Annotated in this window: 16 protein-coding genes; 4 read left to right on the top strand and 12 right to left on the bottom strand. The window is 49.6% G+C overall.

Annotation, left to right across the window (positions count from 1 at the left end; translation table 11 throughout):
- Positions 1–31 precede the first annotated feature (31 nt).
- The 3 genes from AC8GE9_RS10215 to AC8GE9_RS10205 are packed head-to-tail and all read right to left on the bottom strand — an operon-like array spanning position 32 to position 2,780.
- A complete protein-coding gene (locus AC8GE9_RS10215) occupies positions 32–886 on the bottom strand; it encodes an ABC transporter permease (RefSeq protein WP_506677061.1) in 855 nt (284 codons plus the stop codon).
- Positions 879–1,643 carry an ABC transporter ATP-binding protein gene (locus AC8GE9_RS10210; RefSeq protein ID WP_506677060.1) on the bottom strand — a complete coding sequence of 255 codons (765 nt, stop codon included), beginning with the start codon at positions 1,641–1,643 and terminating at the stop codon, positions 879–881. The genes AC8GE9_RS10215 and AC8GE9_RS10210 overlap by 8 nt, the downstream gene beginning before the upstream one ends.
- A 48-nt stretch (positions 1,644–1,691) precedes the next feature.
- On the bottom strand, positions 1,692–2,780 hold the full coding sequence (locus AC8GE9_RS10205; RefSeq protein WP_506677059.1) for an ABC transporter substrate-binding protein: 1,089 nt from the start codon (positions 2,778–2,780) through the stop codon (positions 1,692–1,694).
- Between the two features lie 209 nt (positions 2,781–2,989).
- Between AC8GE9_RS10205 and AC8GE9_RS10200 the strand changes: the two genes are divergently transcribed.
- The gene (locus tag AC8GE9_RS10200) at positions 2,990–3,739 is read left to right on the top strand and encodes a GntR family transcriptional regulator (protein WP_506677058.1); all 750 of its coding nucleotides are present in this window, start codon (positions 2,990–2,992) and stop codon (positions 3,737–3,739) included.
- Between the two features lie 48 nt (positions 3,740–3,787).
- On the opposite strand, the gene AC8GE9_RS10195 is transcribed toward AC8GE9_RS10200, so the two are convergent.
- Genes AC8GE9_RS10195 through AC8GE9_RS10180 form a run of 4 tightly spaced genes read right to left on the bottom strand, consistent with a single transcriptional unit; the run spans position 3,788 to position 7,581 of the window.
- Entirely contained in the window at positions 3,788–4,951 is a 1,164-nt protein-coding gene (locus tag AC8GE9_RS10195; RefSeq protein WP_506677057.1) for a mandelate racemase/muconate lactonizing enzyme family protein, read from the bottom strand.
- Positions 4,952–4,967: 16 nt separating this feature from the next.
- Positions 4,968–5,660, bottom strand: a complete 693-nt coding sequence (locus AC8GE9_RS10190) for an SDR family NAD(P)-dependent oxidoreductase (protein ID WP_506677056.1) — start codon at positions 5,658–5,660, stop codon at positions 4,968–4,970.
- On the bottom strand, positions 5,650–6,615 hold the full coding sequence (locus tag AC8GE9_RS10185) for a Bug family tripartite tricarboxylate transporter substrate binding protein (RefSeq protein WP_506677055.1): 966 nt from the start codon (positions 6,613–6,615) through the stop codon (positions 5,650–5,652). Before AC8GE9_RS10185 ends, AC8GE9_RS10190 begins: the two co-directional genes overlap by 11 nt.
- A gap of 33 nt (positions 6,616–6,648) precedes the next feature.
- Positions 6,649–7,581, bottom strand: a complete 933-nt coding sequence (locus AC8GE9_RS10180; protein WP_506677054.1) for a dihydrodipicolinate synthase family protein — start codon at positions 7,579–7,581, stop codon at positions 6,649–6,651.
- A 125-nt stretch (positions 7,582–7,706) separates the two neighbouring features.
- Between AC8GE9_RS10180 and AC8GE9_RS10175 the strand changes: the two genes are divergently transcribed.
- The 3 genes from AC8GE9_RS10175 to AC8GE9_RS10165 all read left to right on the top strand — a co-directional run bounded on the left by AC8GE9_RS10175 (position 7,707) and on the right by AC8GE9_RS10165 (position 12,761).
- Positions 7,707–8,627, top strand: a complete 921-nt coding sequence (locus AC8GE9_RS10175) for a LysR family transcriptional regulator (protein WP_506677053.1) — start codon at positions 7,707–7,709, stop codon at positions 8,625–8,627.
- Positions 8,628–8,733: 106 nt separating this feature from the next.
- Positions 8,734–11,070 carry a fused MFS/spermidine synthase gene (locus AC8GE9_RS10170; RefSeq protein WP_506677052.1) on the top strand — a complete coding sequence of 779 codons (2,337 nt, stop codon included), beginning with the start codon at positions 8,734–8,736 and terminating at the stop codon, positions 11,068–11,070.
- Positions 11,071–11,144: 74 nt separating this feature from the next.
- Positions 11,145–12,761: a hypothetical protein gene (locus AC8GE9_RS10165; protein WP_506677051.1), complete on the top strand. Its 1,617-nt coding sequence runs from the start codon at positions 11,145–11,147 to the stop codon at positions 12,759–12,761.
- Between the two features lie 40 nt (positions 12,762–12,801).
- Here AC8GE9_RS10165 and AC8GE9_RS10160 read toward each other — a convergent pair whose 3' ends face one another.
- The 5 genes from AC8GE9_RS10160 to AC8GE9_RS10140 all read right to left on the bottom strand — a co-directional run bounded on the left by AC8GE9_RS10160 (position 12,802) and on the right by AC8GE9_RS10140 (position 17,518).
- Complete coding sequence (locus AC8GE9_RS10160; protein ID WP_506677050.1) at positions 12,802–13,557, bottom strand: class I SAM-dependent methyltransferase; 756 nt, start codon at positions 13,555–13,557, stop codon at positions 12,802–12,804.
- A 30-nt stretch (positions 13,558–13,587) separates the two neighbouring features.
- Positions 13,588–14,697 carry a DegT/DnrJ/EryC1/StrS family aminotransferase gene (locus AC8GE9_RS10155; RefSeq protein ID WP_506677049.1) on the bottom strand — a complete coding sequence of 370 codons (1,110 nt, stop codon included), beginning with the start codon at positions 14,695–14,697 and terminating at the stop codon, positions 13,588–13,590.
- Positions 14,694–15,692, bottom strand: a complete 999-nt coding sequence (locus AC8GE9_RS10150; protein WP_506677048.1) for an NAD-dependent epimerase/dehydratase family protein — start codon at positions 15,690–15,692, stop codon at positions 14,694–14,696. The genes AC8GE9_RS10155 and AC8GE9_RS10150 overlap by 4 nt, the downstream gene beginning before the upstream one ends.
- Complete coding sequence (locus AC8GE9_RS10145) at positions 15,693–16,631, bottom strand: glycosyltransferase family 2 protein (RefSeq protein WP_506677047.1); 939 nt, start codon at positions 16,629–16,631, stop codon at positions 15,693–15,695.
- Between the two features lie 236 nt (positions 16,632–16,867).
- Positions 16,868–17,518, bottom strand: coding sequence for a hypothetical protein (locus AC8GE9_RS10140; RefSeq protein WP_506677046.1), 651 nt, complete (start codon positions 17,516–17,518; stop codon positions 16,868–16,870).
- Positions 17,519–17,626 lie beyond the last annotated feature (108 nt).

Below are 17,626 nucleotides of genomic sequence, written 5' to 3'. Positions count from 1 at the left end.
CTTTAATGAAATTAAATTTTTTGCAAAATTATTAACCGCGTGGCACGCCATAACGGCGATTCGCTAGGTTTTCAGCAAGCGCGACAACGCCATAAAGTAACAGTCCGCCGCCGCAAAGAATAACGATAGCTGCCATAGCAACACCTGTTTCTGCTCGCGCGGTCGCAAAGACGATGAGATACCCTAATCCACGTTGTGCAGTGATAAATTCACCAATGATGACGCCGATAATCGCCAGTGTCATCGCAACTTTCATCCCACTAAAGATGTAGGGTAGTGCGCTTGGGAATTTAACGCTTGTAAACGTTTGCCACTCTGTCGCAGTGAGTGACTTACACAGCTTAATCATATTGCGATCCACATTAGAAAAACCTGCTGTCGTGGCAATGACGATTGGGAAAAAGCTAATGAATACAGAAAATGCTAAACGAGACTCTGAGCCGATACCGAGCCAAATGATGAAGAGCGGTGCAAGAGCGATTTTTGGGATTAATTGAAAAAATACAAGATTTGGATACAGTGCTTCGCGCGCAAGGCGAGAGTAGCTTAGCCACACTGCAAGTGAAATACCGAGTGTGGAGGCAATCAGAAAGCCGGCTGCTGCCTCTAGGACAGTTGGAATAGCATGTCGCAGCAGAATCTCGTGCTGCGCAACAATAATTTCTAGAATTGCTGTCGGTGCGGGAAGAATGACCTGTGGGATATTGCTCATGCGCACAGCGAGTTCCCAGCACCCTAGCACGCCAAGAGCCAGTAGGATCGGTAAGAATATACTGCGAGCATTCGCTGTCAAGCTATCGCGCGAGAAAGCCTCGGATTTTGGGTTGCCGCCGACGAGCGCCCCCGTTTCGGTTCCGACTCCCATCTTGTTTTTATTTTTATTCATGATGTGCACGCTCTATCGTTAGGCGTAGTTCGCGGCACAAGGCGCCAAATTCCGCAGTTTCCTCGATGTCAAATTGACGGGGGCGTTTGAATGGAATTTTTAAGTCCAAGATGATGGAGGAGGGCTTTCCACCCATCACGAGTACTCGGTCAGATAAATAGACTGCTTCGCGAATACTATGCGTGACAAATATGACAGTCTTGCGATAGCGCTCGAGTAGTTCAGATAAGACTATATTCATTTGATCGCGGGTGATCGCATCTAAAGCACTAAAGGGCTCGTCCATTAATAGAATATTTGGATCGTGAATCAGTGCGCGACAGATGGCCACACGTTGTCGCATTCCGCCAGATAATTCATGAGGTCTTTTTGCAGAGAAATTAGACAGACCCACTCGGTTGAGTAGTTCGTTTGCTCGATCAATGAAGTCTTTCTCTGATAGTTTTAATATCTGGATGGGGAACATAACGTTTTCCAAGACTGATTTCCATGGAAGCAACGTTGCATCCTGAAAAATAATTCCAGTCTCCCGGCGAGGTCCGACCACATCACGCCCAGCCAAATAAAAACTGCCGCTTGTAGGTTGTTCCAGCCCCGCAAGCATCATGAGCAAAGTGCTTTTCCCACAACCACTAGGCCCGAGAAGCGAGATAAATTCACCTTCTGAAGCACTAAAAGTAGCCCCAGCTACCGCGTGTACGGGGCCGCTGGGAGTTTGGTAGGTCTTTTCAACATCAGTTGCAGAGATGTAATGCATGGACGCCTTCATCAGCTTCGAAAGATCTTGCCGTTAAACGCAATTCGATTACGCAACATATTTGCGGTACGGTTCAATCATTTTTCTAGCTTGCGTAAGCTGCGCCTCCGACAGTTTGATTTTCCCAGCGAACTGATTTGTAAATAGCGAACTCATCTCTGGTAGTTTTGCACCTTGACCGGCTGCAAACTCGAGTACGATCTCTGCCTGACTTTTCATTTTCGCTGGGTCTGCCCAGCCCAGTCCGTTATTGATTACTTCAGGGACAATATTCGTTAAGTTGGTCAAGCCAAGACCAATTTGTGCGTATCTTTTGCCAGACGAGGTCATTGCCACTTCATCATTTGCTTTTAGAAATATAGCCAAGGCCTCCTCGGGATTGGTCATCACAAACTGAATAGCTTGCATCGCACCATTTACAAAAGCTTGGCACATTGCAGGTTCGGCTTTAACGCGCGCTGTTTGAGTGATTAATGACTGTCCATAAAACTCAAGTCCTACCGCTTTAAAAAGCATAAAACGTACATCGACTCCATTGGCGGCAAGGGAGGGAATAGTGCTCGATCCGAAGGCAGCAACTCCATCAACAAGTTTTTCAATCAGCGATCTATCTCGAACTTTAGAGTCTAGTTGTACGAGCGTGACTTTGCTGAAGTCGAAACCTGCTTTTTTGGCGTAAAGGGGTAAGAATGGATACTCACCGGATCCGACGCTTGCGCCAAGTTTTTTTCCTTCGAGGTCTTTTGGCGTTTTAATGGGCGAATTAGCTAATACACCGACACCCATGAGAGCGTCGTAATTGAGTTGTGCAATAGACGTGATGGGTAGCCCTTTTGCAGCTTGGACCATGACCGTTGGTGTCGCGCCCATTCCAAACATAAAAGTGTTTGCTCCCACGGCTTGTGCGGTTGGGCCCGAGCCCGAACCACGTGCGACAGTGACATCAAGCCCATTGCTTTTCCAAAACCCTTTATCTCGAGCGACATAGGCGAAAAGGTTTGGTCCTTCGGGTAACCAAGAGGTCGTGAAAGTAATCTTGTTTGCACTTTGACCAATACTCGGTGCTGAAATACCGAGAGCCGCAATTGCGCTACTAGTGCCAGCTAATTTAATGAAGCTTCGACGTGTTTGGTACATGAGCATTCCTTTTGAGCAGGGAAAGGTAAGGGGTTGTACGCCTTTACACTAACAAATATCATGTATACGTCAAGAGAAATATTGCTTATGCTTTTGATTGCTGACTGCGATGGAAATACATAACGCACATTGTCGGAGCACAAATGACTATTTTTTTTGCTGTACTTTTAAAAATGCACCGCACTGGTGCCTAAACAAACGCACAATATATGTTTAAACCCACCTCTGCCTTTGATGTAGACATGCCTAAGTCTGATGGTTTGAAACAGCCTAAGAGCTCTAAGCAGCCTTTGTCGATTTCTATGGTCGAGACGCTTTCGCTTGAGATTGGTAATGGAAAACTTTCCCCGGGCATGCACCTAGAAGAGGAGTGGCTTTGTAACCGTTTTGGTGCCTCTCGTACGCCTGTTCGAGAGGCGTTACGACAACTCGCAGCGCGAGGCTTAATCGAAATCAAACCAAGACAAGGTGCTTTTGTTATTCAGCTTGGTACAGCCCTTGTGATCGAAATGTTTGAAGTAATGGGGTTTCTAGAGGCTGCGTGTTCAAGTCTAGCTGCGCGTCGACATAACGCTCAAGATCGACTGGCATTAACACAAGCGCACCAAGAGTGTATTGATGCAGCAGATCGAGATGACCCTGAGGCTTTCTATCGCGCGAACGCAAAATTCCACGAGTGTATTTATGGAGCCAGTCACAATCGTCATCTACAAGAACAAACCTTAGGATTACGCAATCGCCTAGAGGCGTACCGTAAAGAGGTTACATTCCACGCGGGATTAATGGCAATTTCGATTCAAGAGCACGCAATGGTATTGCGTGGAATATTAGAAATGAACCAAGAGCTTGCAGCGAGTTGTATGTCTAAGCACCTCGATACGTTGCGAAGTGATGCAGTCTCGATGGCCTCAATTGCTTCGAGGCGATCGGAGTCTTTCAGGCGTCAAATAGGTCGTTAGTGGTTCTTCTATCACTTACACATTAGGGAGGCCGCCCCATCCCGGCGCTCAGGACGAGAGCTTTTTCATCTCTGCATACAGGTCTGACTTGCCCTCAAAGCCAATACCGACCAGGGAAGGCAAGGTCACATAGCCATTGTCCACTTTTACGCCGTCCGGAAAGCCACCGTAGGGTTGAAATAAGTCTGGATAAGACTCGTTTCCACCCAACCCCAGGCCTGCTGCAATCGCCAAGGACATCTGGTGTCCGCCGTGGGGAATACACCGCGTTGCAGACCAGCCGTATTCCTTAAGCATCTCGAGCGTGCGCAAATACTCCACTAGGCCGTAACTTAACGCACAGTCAAACTGCAACCAGTCTTTATCCGGACGCATCCCGCCATGTCGAATCAGATTGCGTGCATCCTGCATCGAGAATAGGTTTTCTCCGGTCGCCATGGGGTTCTGGTAGTGGTTAGCAAGCTCCGCTTGCAAGGTGTAATCAAGCGGATCGCCCGCCTCTTCATACCAAAACAAATTGTAGGGCGATAGAGCCTTGGCGTAGGCAATCGCTGTCTTCAAATCAAAGCGCCCGTTCGCATCGACCGCCAATCGCTGACCCGGTCCAAGTAATTTCAAGACCGACTCAATCCGCGTACAGTCTTCCGCAAGTGAAGCGCCACCGATCTTCATCTTGACGACCGAGTAACCCCGATTAAGATAGCTCAACATCTCACACTTCAGCCCATCCAAGTCTTTGCCTGGGTAGTAATAACCCCCTGCGGCATACACAAAGACTTTTGGGTTAGCCTGACCGTTGCCGTAGCGCTCGGCGAGTATCTGATACAAAGGTTTTTCTTCAATCTTGGCCACCGCATCCCAAACCGCCATATCGATGGTACCGATCGCAACCGAGCGCTCACCATGGCCGCCGGGCTTCTCATTACGCATCATGCTTTCCCAAACCTTGTGGGGGCAGAGGATGTCTCGAGCGTCGAGCAGTGTCTCAGGTTTTGTCTCCATTACGCGCGGAATAAACCGCTCACGCATCAACGCACCCTGACCATAGCGCCCATTCGAATTAAAGCCATAACCCACAACCGGCTTGCCGTCGCGGATGACATCGGTCACGACGGCGACCAAACTTAGCGTCATCTTGGAAAAATCGATGTACGCGTTACGGATATCAGATTTGATGGGACGTGTTGACTCTCGGATTTCTACGATTTTCATAGCGAAAATTTTTTGTTCAAGTGAGTGAAGATCCGCCGCAGATTTGAATATTCTGACCGGTAATGGCAGCAGCGTTAGGGCCGATCAGATAGCGAACAAGTGATGAAATTTCTTGTGGTTCAATTAACCGGCCGATGGGTGGTAGCACAGGCGGCGCAGCAGTGCGTCCGAGTTGTGTCAGCATCCCGGTATTGGTCGCAGCGGGTGATACGACGTTCACTGTGACACCCGCGCGCACAACCTCAGCAGCCCAGCTGCGCGAGAGCGAGTTCAATGCGGACTTGGTCGCAGCGTAGTGGCTCCGACCTGCGATACCAGCCGAAACTCTACTGCCAAGCAACACCACACGTCCGAATTGTTGCTCTGTCATTTTTGGAATTAAACAATTACCAATTGCACTCGCAGCTGCAACATGCACTTTCCACATAAGCTCCAAATCGCTTGCAGAGAGCGCGCCTAGACGTGCAACCCGGAGCAAACCTGCCGCGTGAACGAACACGCCAATCGATGCGCAAGACGCTGCTACGGCTTGCGCGGCCGATACATCGCTCAGATCAACGACATGGGGAATAAAACGTGGATGATCGATTGTTGCACCAGCAATATCAAGGCCGTGCACCGAATAACCGTCAGACAATAGGTCGTGCGCAATCGCGCGACCTATTCCGGAACTCGTCCCAGTGACAAGCGCACTGAACTTACTGTGCACTTATATTGGCCTCTTTAATAATGGTCTGTGACATTGTCATATCCGCCTTTTGAAACTTGGCAAAATCAGCAGCCGTACCCGGCTCTACGATCAGTCCTTGCTCGATAAGCTTCTTCGCCATATCACCCGTCAACGCCTTCAAGGCCTCTGAGCTAAGCTTAGTCACGACAGCGGCTGGCGTGCCCGCCGGTGCCCAAAGCCCGTACCAACTATAAAACTCATAACCAGGAACAGACTCAGAAACGGCTGGGATGCCAGGCATACTTGCTAATCTGTCTTTTGACGTGACCGCGATCACCTTCAGTTTGCCGGCTTTCGCAAAAGGTTGCGAACCCAAGATCGGATCGATGAAACCATCAATGCGCCCACCCACCAAATCAATATAAGCCGGTGACGAGCCCTTATATGGAATCACAACAGCTGACACTCCTCCCGCTTTTTTCAAGAGCTCTGTTGAAAGGTGACCAGCCGATCCAGAAGATCCAATCGCGAATGACAGCTTGCCTGGATTCGCTTTGCCGTAAGCAATTAATTCTTTAACATTATTTGCAGGGACATGATTACCAATTGCGACAGCAAGTGGCGCTTTCGCGATCATAGATACAGGGATGAAATCTTTTTCGACGTCGTACGGCACGCCTTTAACTAGCATAGGAGCAATCGTGAATGTAGAGGCACTAAACAAAAGTGTGTAACCGTCGGGGGAAGCTTTCGCCACTGCATTAGCTCCGATCGTACCGCCGCCCCCCGCCCTGTTCTCAACAACAAAAGACTGACCGGTTTGCTCAGTGAGCTTTTGAGCCAGCATACGTCCAACAATATCAAGAGTCCCTCCAGGAGGAAAAGGAATAATGATATTGACGGACTTCGTTGGGTAGGTTTGTGCGCTAGCGGTCGCGCATAACATAGCCACCGATGCAGCCAGAACTACTCTTAATGTTTTTTTAAATTGCATGTGAGTCTCCAGTCATTAAATCATTAGCCTGCATTAACGTTTCAATAAACCTGCATTTGCCACCGCTGCACGTAACTGATTCGTCTCGGCATCGCTCGGCATCTCAGTGGGTGGGCGAACCGTCGGCGTATCGATCACACCAGCTAAATACATCCCCATTTTCATTCGAGCATGCGCCTCACCCGTGGGTTCCCCACCGCCATAAACCGCATCTTTCAATGGCGTGATCACTGCTTGTATTTGCATTGCCTTTTTTAAGTCACCAGCTTGCACGGCTTGCCACAAGTCATTAATCAACCCGGGGATAAATGTCGCGAAACCTACCAGTGCACCGTCTACACCCTGCACCATCGATGCTAGAAGGTATTCATCGTGGCAAGTAAGAATCGCTTTTGTCGGATCAGCGTCACGCACCGCTTTTACGTCAGCCGCGTACTTGTTCATATCTCGCTGACCAACCTTGAATGCCTGAAGATAGGGCTGTTTGGCTAATTCGGCCATCGTCGCAGTCGAATACGAGGCGCGTGTCCACGCAGGATAGACGTGTGCAATCAGATCCAGATCAACCTCGGCAATAGCCTCAAAATATTCTCTGACATGACTCGCGCGAAAGCCAAAACGCAACCAATGATGGGGTGGCATGACGTCCAAGGCTGTTGCACCTGCCTTTTTTGCCATCTCGGCATGCACGCGGGCATCTTTCAACCCTTCGCACACGATCGATGACACAACAGGCGTACGATGGGCAATCTCACTCGCAACAATCTGAGTAACATGGGCTCGCTCATCGGGAGTTAGTGAAAATACTTCGCCGGTATGTCCGTTAGTCATCACGGCTACAACGCCGGGCTGCTTGGACAACCAAGACGCTAGTTTCCGCAAGCCTGGCTCGTCGATTTGATGATCGACGGTGAACGGACACGCAATCGCGGGGATGATTCCTTTATAGTTACTAATGGACGGCACGCGTAGCTCCTTAGTCGTTGACGGCAAAATTTGCCCGTTAATGTGTATACGTCATACTATGCTTGAAAAGAGGCCTGATTTCCAATGCTATTTACTTTGACTTCTATGCCGAAAAAGCACGGTCTATGAACCCGATCTGGTTAGAGGACTTCCTTGTTCTGACGAAGTCCGGAAATTTTTCTCGTGCGGCTCAAGAGCGGCACATGACACAGCCCGCATTTAGCCGACGTATTCGCGCACTCGAAGAGTGGCTTGGGGTAGAACTATTAGACCGAACACACCAACCACTCGGGTTAACCCCATCAGGTCTTTGGTTTGTGAGCGTGGCGCAACGAGTGTTAGTAGATATTGAAAATTTGCCAGCGCAAGCTCAAGCCATTTCCCAGGCGCACTCAAACAAACTACGCTTTGCCTCCACGCATGCATTATCTTTTACGTTCCTACCCAAATGGCTCCGAGCAATGGAGTCTCAGATCACTTTTGGAGGGATCGAGCTCGTCTCCGATGTATTTCAACGGTGCGAGTCCTTAATGCAACAAGGCAAGACGCACTTTCTGTTGACGCACGCGCACGCATCGGTTCCTTCAACTCTTGACACTCCCGACTTTACATCCATAACGATTGGGACAGAGGCGTTAATTCCTGTTTCTGCTCCGAACTTTGATGATAAGAGACCTTTGTTTAGCCTAATCGCCGATGCGCAGGCGCCTGTCCCGCTGCTCGCCTACAGTGCGGGCTCAGGCCTAGGCAGAATTGTCAGAGCAATGAAAGAGGTTGCACCCACTAACTGTGCTGTCGATCCGGTGTTCACCGCGGACCTGGCAACCGTACTTAAAACGATGGTTCTCGAGCGGCGGGGGCTTGCTTGGTTACCAACAGGCCTCATCGAAGAGGAGCTCGTTTCGGGGAGCATAGTCCATGCCGCGGACGCGTCCTGGGACATCGAGCTAGAGGTGAGACTATACCGCCAGTCAGAAATTCAATCGGCTGCCGCTAATGCTTTTTGGCAAGCCATCCCTGCAACCAAAAAAAACTTGCAAGGATGAAAAAACTACACTGGCACTAGCCGAAATATTACACGTAGATCTTTTTTGAAGATAAGTTACTGTTTTCACTATCTTCATTAGTGAACAATTATCATTAAAAGTAAATATGAGCCGCTCTGACGATTTGGTCACACCCACCGATTTCAGTCAATCAGTACCGCCCACATTGCCCATGGCAAAGTTAACCCTTGCATTTTTCGTCTCTGGATTTGCTGCGCTTTTGTGCCAGATTATCTGGCAACGCATGCTCGGTGTATTCGCCGGATCCGATACAGTTTCGGCCTCGCTCGTGGTGGGCGCTTTCCTCGCAGGCCTAGGGGTGGGCTCCATTCTCGGTGCGTGGCTCGCAGATCGACTCTCGCCTCGAGGGGCGCTGATTGGATTTGCTGTGGCTGAAACGGCGGTGGCCGCCTTCGCGCTCGCCTCAAAATTCTTTTTGTACGACTTCTTGGCAACCGATTTGGCTGGGGTGATTGATAGCCCAACGGCGATCTTTGTTTTGTGCTTTGCTGGACTATTGCTGCCAACCACACTGATGGGCGCCTCTTTGCCCCTGCTTTCAAGAGCCGTTGCCACGTCGCTTGAAACCGCCGCCCAGCGCATTGGCCGCCTGTACAGCCTAAACACACTAGGCGCTGGTCTCGGGGCCTTGTTGGGAGGCTGGATTTTGGTGGGCGAGTTGGGGTTTGTTGGTGCCTTGATGCTGGCTGCTGCGTTGGATGTATTGGCGGTCATGATCGTTCTCACGATGTTGTCGACGACAAGCCGCGAACGCCCCCAAAAAGTGGTTCAGACCAAAATCGCTGCGCCAGATCCCTTTGGTCGGTTGGGTCTGTGGTGTGTGTTGGTTTTTATGTCGGGATATGTGATCGTTGCCCTTGAAATCGTCTGGGTGCGATTTATTGGGCAAGTCGGCATGTTTCACGCCTATTTGTTTCCAACTGTGCTGAGCGTTTTTCTATTGGCTGATGGCTTGGGTATGGCGCTTGCTTCGAGGTTGGTGCAGCGTTATGCGGATCCTAGGCCTGCTTTCTTTATGGCTCAAGCCGGTGGGTTTGCGGTTGGTGCGGTCTTCTTGCTGCTGGCTTGGTGGGCATTGCCCTATGAACCGTTAACCACTTACTTGTCGGTTGACCAGCAACGCATGCGTCCCCAATCCCTGGTAGCCATGTTCTTGTTGACGGGCGTGGTTGTGGGGCCAGCGGCATTTTTGATCGGCATGACTTTTCCGTTTGTTCAACGCGCCGTGCAACAAGATCTTTCTCAGGTGGGTGCCCGCGTGGGATGGGTTCAATTGGCCAATATTGCGGGTAATGCCTTCGGTGCGATCGGCACGGGGCTTTTTACCCTTCAATGGCTTGGAACGGCAGGTACGTTGCAGGCACTGGCCGTGTTGTCGATCCTTTTGATCCTTGGGTGGTTGGCAACCAGTCGATGGCGCCGATGGCCAGAAATCGCGGTCGGTACAGTCTGCTTGGTGGCCTTGATTGTTCTGCCGGGGAATGCTGCTTTTTGGTCTCGTACACACCTGCAAAGCGATGGCCATCACGTGTCGTGGGCTGAGGACCGTTCTGGGGTGGCTTTGTTTCGGGCTGACCGCCGCGCGGACGGTTTATTAGAAGGGCCATTCTTTATTCAAGGATTTTCTCAGGGACGAGTTCCCTTCCTATCCATTCACCAATTGCTTGGCGCTGTAGGGCCTTTGGTACATCCAGACCCACGCGATGTTTTGGTCATTGGCGTTGGCAGCGGCGGCACGCCTTGGGCAGCTGCCGTATTGCCACAGACTCGGGTCCGTGCGGTTGAGCTCGTTGAACCGGTTATCGGGGTTCACGCTGCACTTGCCAAAGTGCTGCCAGACGGCCCAGTTGGACAGATGATGACCAATGCCCGCTGGACGATGGAGTATGCGGATGGCAGGCGTTTGTTGGCGAAGGAGCCACGCCGCTACGACATTATTGAAGCGGATGCGATTCTGCCAGAAGCCTCTTTGAGCGGCATGCTCTATAGCCAAGAGTTTTTGGGACTAGCACGTGCCCGCTTAGCGCCTAAGGGGATTTACATTCAATGGACGCCCACCTGCCGAAGTGCGGAGACGTTTCGATCGGCCTTTGCGCATTCGGTTTTGATTATGCCTGCGCGCATCATGTTAGGCAGTGAGACGCCGATTGATGTCAACGCCGAGATGATTATTTCGCGCCTAAAAGAGCGTTCCGTGTCGGATCACTTGCTGCGTGGTAACCCTGACTTCACTGACTATGCGTCACTCGTTCATCGGACAATCGACTTTAAGCCCTTGCCAGTGGCTCAGTCCGATGACCTTGTTTTGACTGACCTACACCCCCGAGATGAGTTTTTCCTGAATCATCGCCGTCAGGAACTTAATGATCTCACCTTGAAGGGCAAAACCTCAGGGGACATCATTTGTGTGCCCAGCAACTAATTAAATTGCCTAAGTGGTCAATAATTTTGCAGGCGATATGATTCTATTAATAGAACGATAAACGCGAAAACGATATGCAGCCTCAATTATTATTTGGATATTTACCTCGCGCGCTCTACGCTCTGCTTGCGCTTGCTTTTGTCTTGTCATTTCTGTCGACACTGTGGATGGTTTTTTATTTCCCGGTATACACAGATGAGATTTTTTGGAAGCTGATGATCGCTCGGCTTGAAACCGATCACGGTAAGCTCGTTTACTTATTTGCACAATGCAGTGAAGGTCAGTGGATCGATGCACCTCTAACTTGGTACCCTGCCATGTTAATTCATTCATGGCTTTATGAGGATGCCAGCCATCCCTGGCGTCTTCGTGTTCACGGCTGGTTCTTTTTTTTGGTTTTACTAGCACTTTGGACTTGGTTGCTGAAACACCGCGCTGGCCTTGCAGTGAAAGACGCATTCTTAGCAGTCAGTGCATTTCTGTCAGTTGGCGTGCTGCCGTTTCTCTTGGTTTACGCGCGGCCCGAGCAACCCCTTTTACTTCTAATCACGCTCAGTCTTCTGGTGACTTTGTATAAAGCACCTGCAAATCGTTTGAGTTGGCCAATTGGCTTTCTGGTGGCCTTGAGCTTTGCGCTAGTGGCAACGCTTTTAGCGGCGATTCACCCCAAGGGCATGTTTTTATTTCCCGCTTTACTTGTGCTGGCTTGGCGACAATTGAAATCATGGCCCTTGTTGCTCCTACTAGTCTTGATCCTAGGGTGGACTGCCTACGACACCTCACAAGTCTGGCAGCTGCGAACGACATGCCCAGAGTTTCCTGGATTGATGGCAGTTCTTAGAGGGCTCACGCTACAACCAGGTGTTCTGTTATCCAATCCCCTAACATTTATTCAACAAGACTGGAGTAACGTTCTTGATTTTGGTGTTTACGTCAGAAGTCTTCATTTTCAAGATAAATACTTTGTTGATTGGCTACCTGCGAGAAAGGGTGGCGTGATGAGTTCACAGGCTCGTTCAATAGCAAACATTCTTTTATGGACACCGCTTTTAGTCGCTGTGCTGGTCATAGCTTTAAATTGGCTTTTTGACAGACGACCAAGAGGGCGCGTTGACCACTTACTGTGGTTCTCAATTTTGCTCTCATTGGCTTCTATCGCTGTGTTGCAAACGCAAAAGAACTTTTATGAAGTCTCAATCGTCTGGCCACTCGTGCTATTACTCGTAATCTTTAGTTTTGGTCGGCCGGTCAGTCAATCAAACCGTGGGGGTGTTCGCATCATCATTGCCGTGCTGATGCTTGCGGCACTACTTTCGGGTATTTTGCGTGAAGAAAGGTTCGGTGAGTTCGTATCAGATTGGCGCCAAGCTCGTTTGCAGCAAGTGGAGATGATTGACCACCAAAACCAAGGCTTGCGCGACTTTGCACGAAAGGAGTGTGGTATTGAAGACAACGCGCAACGCCTGGTGTTGGATAAAGACACCTATCAAGCGTTTTGGAACCACGAGCAGCCGATTTTTCTTGATTATGCATCGGGCTGGTGGGCTGCGGAGTCTCATGTCCGAGATACGTTTCGCAAGCGTCGCGTCCAGGGCCTAGTAGGCCTTTGCACTAACATTCCAGAGTCGGACCGTTCACGAGCAATAGGATTCGGTAGCTATTGCTGCATGTCCGCAGACGCGCTTCACTGAGCTTCGCCGAAATACTGCGGATCGCAGAACTGAGTGACCATTAAGTACGCCGAAGGACAGTAAACAAAGAACTACCAAACGGTGCGTTTCTGGCTAAGCGTATTTCGAGTCTAATTAAGCGAAAGAGTAGGGCGTTGAGCAACATACTGTGGGTTTTTAGGTCGGACAACGGTTTGATTGAACTGGCAGGGTCGTATTTGAGTCTTTGCCATGCCCGAACACCAAAAATACCGGGCGAAAGACTAAAGGGCCAGTAACGTAGCGTGAGTGCTTCAAAACCAACTGAATGAATAAGCGCTTTCATCTCAAGCCGATTAAAGCGATGAAGAAGTCCAACAGCTCGGTCATGTGTGCCACGAAATGCCGCAAGTGCGGGCAAATTCATCACCAGAAGCCCACCCCTGTTCAAGCGCATATAGGCATTTTTAATGAAGGCCAACTGTTGGTCGGAAGACAAATAGCAGAGCGTGTCATTGCTAATAATGACATCAAACTTTGAGGGCGCTTGGATCGTTGCAATATCGTTCAGGTTACCTAATTCAACATCAAACCCTTTTTTTTGACAAAGGTCGACCGCAATGGGAGAAAGGTCAAATCCCTTAACCTGTCGATAGCCAGCTGCTTTAAGACTATGAATGAGGCCGCCAGTCCCGCATCCTGCATCCAATATATGAATGTTCGTTGACATACATTCGTGTTCGATGCTGTTCAAAACGAGGCTATGCAGAGCTCGGTACCACCAGTGCTGGATCTCCACTTCAGCCATGACTTCATATTCGCGGCGATTATCGATCACGACTGAAACACCCTAGATGTTTTAAAAGTTTCAATCCAGGATTTCATGCAATGTATCGAGCACTCGATGAGCGCTTTCTAAAGGTAATTCTGGATATAGAGGCAAAGAAACGATCTCGTTGGCAAGAGTCTCTGTGATGGGTAAGCTTTGGTCCTGATAGCCTAAAAAAGTGTAGCCTCTCATTCGATGAATCGGGAAAGGATAGTGAATGCCAGTCTGAATATTGTGACTTGCAAGCGCTGTCCTGAGGGCATCACGTTCCTTTGCGCGCACCACAAACAAGTGATAGGCATGCTCAATGTTCGATGTCGCTGCCATGTGTCTCAGAGAGCTCGGCAGACCAGCCTTGTAAACTTCAGCAAGTGCTCGTCGTTTTTGTAATTGTGCAGGCAGGTACCTGAGTTTAATGTTTAGGATCGCCGCCTGTACTTCGTCGAGGCGACTGTTAATTCCCTCGCGTTCCGCGTAATACAGGTCATCAAAACCATACTTACGAATTCGCCGCATTTCTTTGGCGAGCGATGCATCTGCAGTTGCGCACAGCCCACCATCACCGTAGGCACCAAGGTTTTTCGTTGGATAAAACGAAAATGCAGCCGCGTGACCAAACGTTCCAGCTGCTCGCCCATTGATCAGAGTACCGTGAGCTTGCGCGCAATCTTCTACAACAGGGATATTGTAGGGTCGCGCGATGTCTAAAAGTAATGGCATATTGACAGCATTGCCAAACAAATGGACAGGGATGATCGCGCGGGTTTTTGACGTAATAAGCCCTGGCACGAGACTTAAGTCCATGAGAGAGGTTTCGGGGTCCACGTCGGCAAATACAGGCGTCGCCCTGACCATCCGTATTGCGCTGACTTTAGGTACAGCGGTATTCGCTACCGTGATGACCTCATCACCCGGTCCAACGCCGAGCGCCATCAGGCAAATAACCAAGGCATCCGTGCCATTGGCAACGCCCAAACTGTGGGTACCATGACCTAAAAAATCTGAAAAGCCTGACTCAAATTTCTCAACTTCCGATCCAAGAATCAATTCGCCTGAGCGCAGCACGCGTTGCACCGCACCGAGCACTTCGTTTTCAAGATCAAGATACTGATCCCGATAATCAAACATCTTGATGGTTTGTGTCGTCATGGGGTTAAGTAGTTGATGCGGTGGGCTTGGTAATAAGCCAACGTCTTGGCCAAGCCTTCGCGAAGATTTATCTTGGGCTGCCAGCCAGTCATGTCAGAAAATGCAGAGTAGTCGCCATAATAGTCGCCAATATCGATCAGCTGCTTGTCTGCGGGGAACGGGACGAGTTGGTAGGTTACCTCAGTTAGAGAGGCCAGCGTTTGTACAAAATTTAAGAGACCGTATCGATCTGGGGAGCCGAGATTAAACACGTGTCCAAAGCATTGATCATGAAGCAGTGCTAGGACCAGCGCTTGCACCACATCATCCACGTAGTTGAAGTCGCGCACCTGCATCCCATCGCCAAAGATATGAATCTCTCTTCCGCTTAGGCAACGCTTGAGAAATACACCGATAAACCCCTGTCGGTCGTTCTGAATTTGAAGTCTGGGTCCATAAGTATTCGTTAGCCGTAAAACCGCTGACTTGACGTCGTAGACTCGGTGGTACAGCAGGTGGTAATACTCTGCGGCGAGTTTGTTGATGCCGTTTACATCAATGGGTAATACTGGGTGATTTTCCTTAACGGGAAGCGTCTGTGGCGTGCCATAGACTTGCCTTGTCGAGGTGTAGACAATGCGGGCGTTAGGGTTGTGTATCCGACAAGCCTCAACCAAATTCATGGTTGATACGCAGTTCACCCCCAAGTCAGTCAAGGGCTCGCGCATGCTGTCGCCGTGACTGACCTGTCCTGCTAAATGAAATATTGCATCTTGCCCTTTGACAATCTGACATAAGGCATGAAAGTTACGCATATCATCTTGGTAGACACTGACTTGCTCACGGATGGGCTCGATATTTTTCCAGTTGCCGCCGAAGTCCTTAATCATGGCATCTAATAAAGTGACCTTCGCCCCAAGGTCCACCATGCGAATGGCCAATGAGCTTCCGATGAATCCGAGTCCCCCAGTGATGAGCACTGATCGACCAAAATACCAGCTTTCGTCATAAACCAATTAGGCTTGCTCCTTGTTGCGGATAGTTCTTCGCACCACAAACTGAGGTATCTTATTAAGCTTCATCAGTACCCTGCCTAGGTACTCGCCCAGCAAACCGATCGCTAAAAGCTGCACGCTGGACATAAATAAGATTGCAACAAAAACGGATGCCCAACCCGTGGGGAGATCAGGATTCATGATTTTTTCAATCATGACAACAATCCCCGCTAAGCCGCTTAAGGTGGCAAGCAGCAATCCAATGGCACTGGCAATGCGCAGCGGCAAGATAGAAAAGTTTGTGAACATATTGAGCCAAAGGCTCACAAGTTTGCGCAGCGAATAACCCGAGCGTCCAATCTCTCGACTGTGATGCTCCACCTCTAGTCGACCGTAACGGCTGGTGCTTCTAAGGACCAGGCCATCAATGTAGGGGTAAGGACCGTCATACTTGATGACCTGTTTAACCACCGACCGACGGATACACTTGAATGAGGAAAGGTAGAGATCTCTTGGTTTCTTTAGGACATAACTTGCAATCAAGTTATTAAAAGCACTCCCCAAGTTCCTAGATATCCCATGTTTTTTTTCCTTGTAGTAAGAAAAAACGACGTCGTAGTCTCCTCTGTCGAGTTCATCAACCAGTCGAATGACTTCATGAGGCGGGTTTTGTAGATCATCATCCATGATCACGACGTAGTCACCTGTGCAGTGGTTCAACCCTGCCATGACGGCATTGTGTTCACCGAAATTTGTTGAAAGTTCTATGTAAACAATCCAGTCGTTTTGTTGCGCTGCAACCTCACAAACCTCATCGGAATTGTCACGCGTGCTTCCATCATTGACCAAAATGAGCTCTAACGCGTTTTGTGGTCTCAGGTGTTTGTCAAGCTGTTCGATGAGTTTGGGGACAGTCGCAGCGCCGTTATAAACAGGCACAACAACTGAAATGCGTCGCATAGGTGGCATAGTTTCAGTTCAACTTAGCGTTATTGACGGCGTTAACACTGAGTTCACGACTGGTAGTGTCGCGGCACTCAAGGCATCCAATTCATGTGTTCGATTTAACCAACCTTAAGCAGCTAAAAAGTCAATTGAGTGTAAAGCTGCACCAGCTAGCAATCAAGTATCTTCGTTATCTGTTGTTTTCATGGTCGCTCTATGTATGGTAGAGATCAGCTGCTTACGCAGATTTTTCACAAATCGCTTTTAGCGAGGTCCCACAACAAACGATAGGTACCCATAGAGGCAACGGGGATGCCAAGCGCTTTAAAACGCGTTTCCATTAACGCAACCACGGCCGATCGAGTCGTTGCCTCAATCAAAACGAACCAATCGCCTGCACCTGGGTTGGGCTTGTCTGGCTCTGTTAATGATTTTGATAATTCGGGATCACTTTCAATCAAGTGCATGGATATGATGTGAAGCTGATCACCCGGCGCCATGGCGGCTTTGAGCGTCTCTCGCGACTGACTAGTTGCCTCTTTGGGTCTTAGTCTAACCACGCCAAGCACCGCGCCTCTACCCTGACCTTGAGAGTCAGTGATGCGACCAACAACACGGATCATGTTTTTAAAACGTGCCAGATTCTCTTTAGACCATTGTGTTTGGTTGGCCAGGGCCGTGGCGTAGGCGGGACTGCTCAAGTCTTCGAATGTAGCGGTGCTGTAAGTCGCGAAATACTTGGGGTCAGCATCCTCAGCCACCCAGCGGCGAGCTTCTAAAAACCCGTCTATTGCCACCCGCTCAGCCAAGTGCTCGCGGTCGTACCATAAATTAAACTCATCCTCGTGGACTTCATCAATATTCATCGAGGTGATGAGCATTCCTTTACCGCGTAATGGCATGTGATTTCCCCTTAATCGTTGCTGGCGGTGAGTCGAGCCAACAATGGCCTTATGTCCGTCAGTGTTTGAAGCTTTTCCAGTTGTACCATGATCGGAACGGGTGGTGAC

The organism is Zwartia lucis, from assembly GCF_965234455.1.
Classification (GTDB): domain Bacteria; phylum Pseudomonadota; class Gammaproteobacteria; order Burkholderiales; family Burkholderiaceae_B; genus Zwartia; species Zwartia lucis.
Note: the sequence above shows the minus strand (reverse complement) of the source record. Positions and strands in the feature narration are given on the sequence as shown.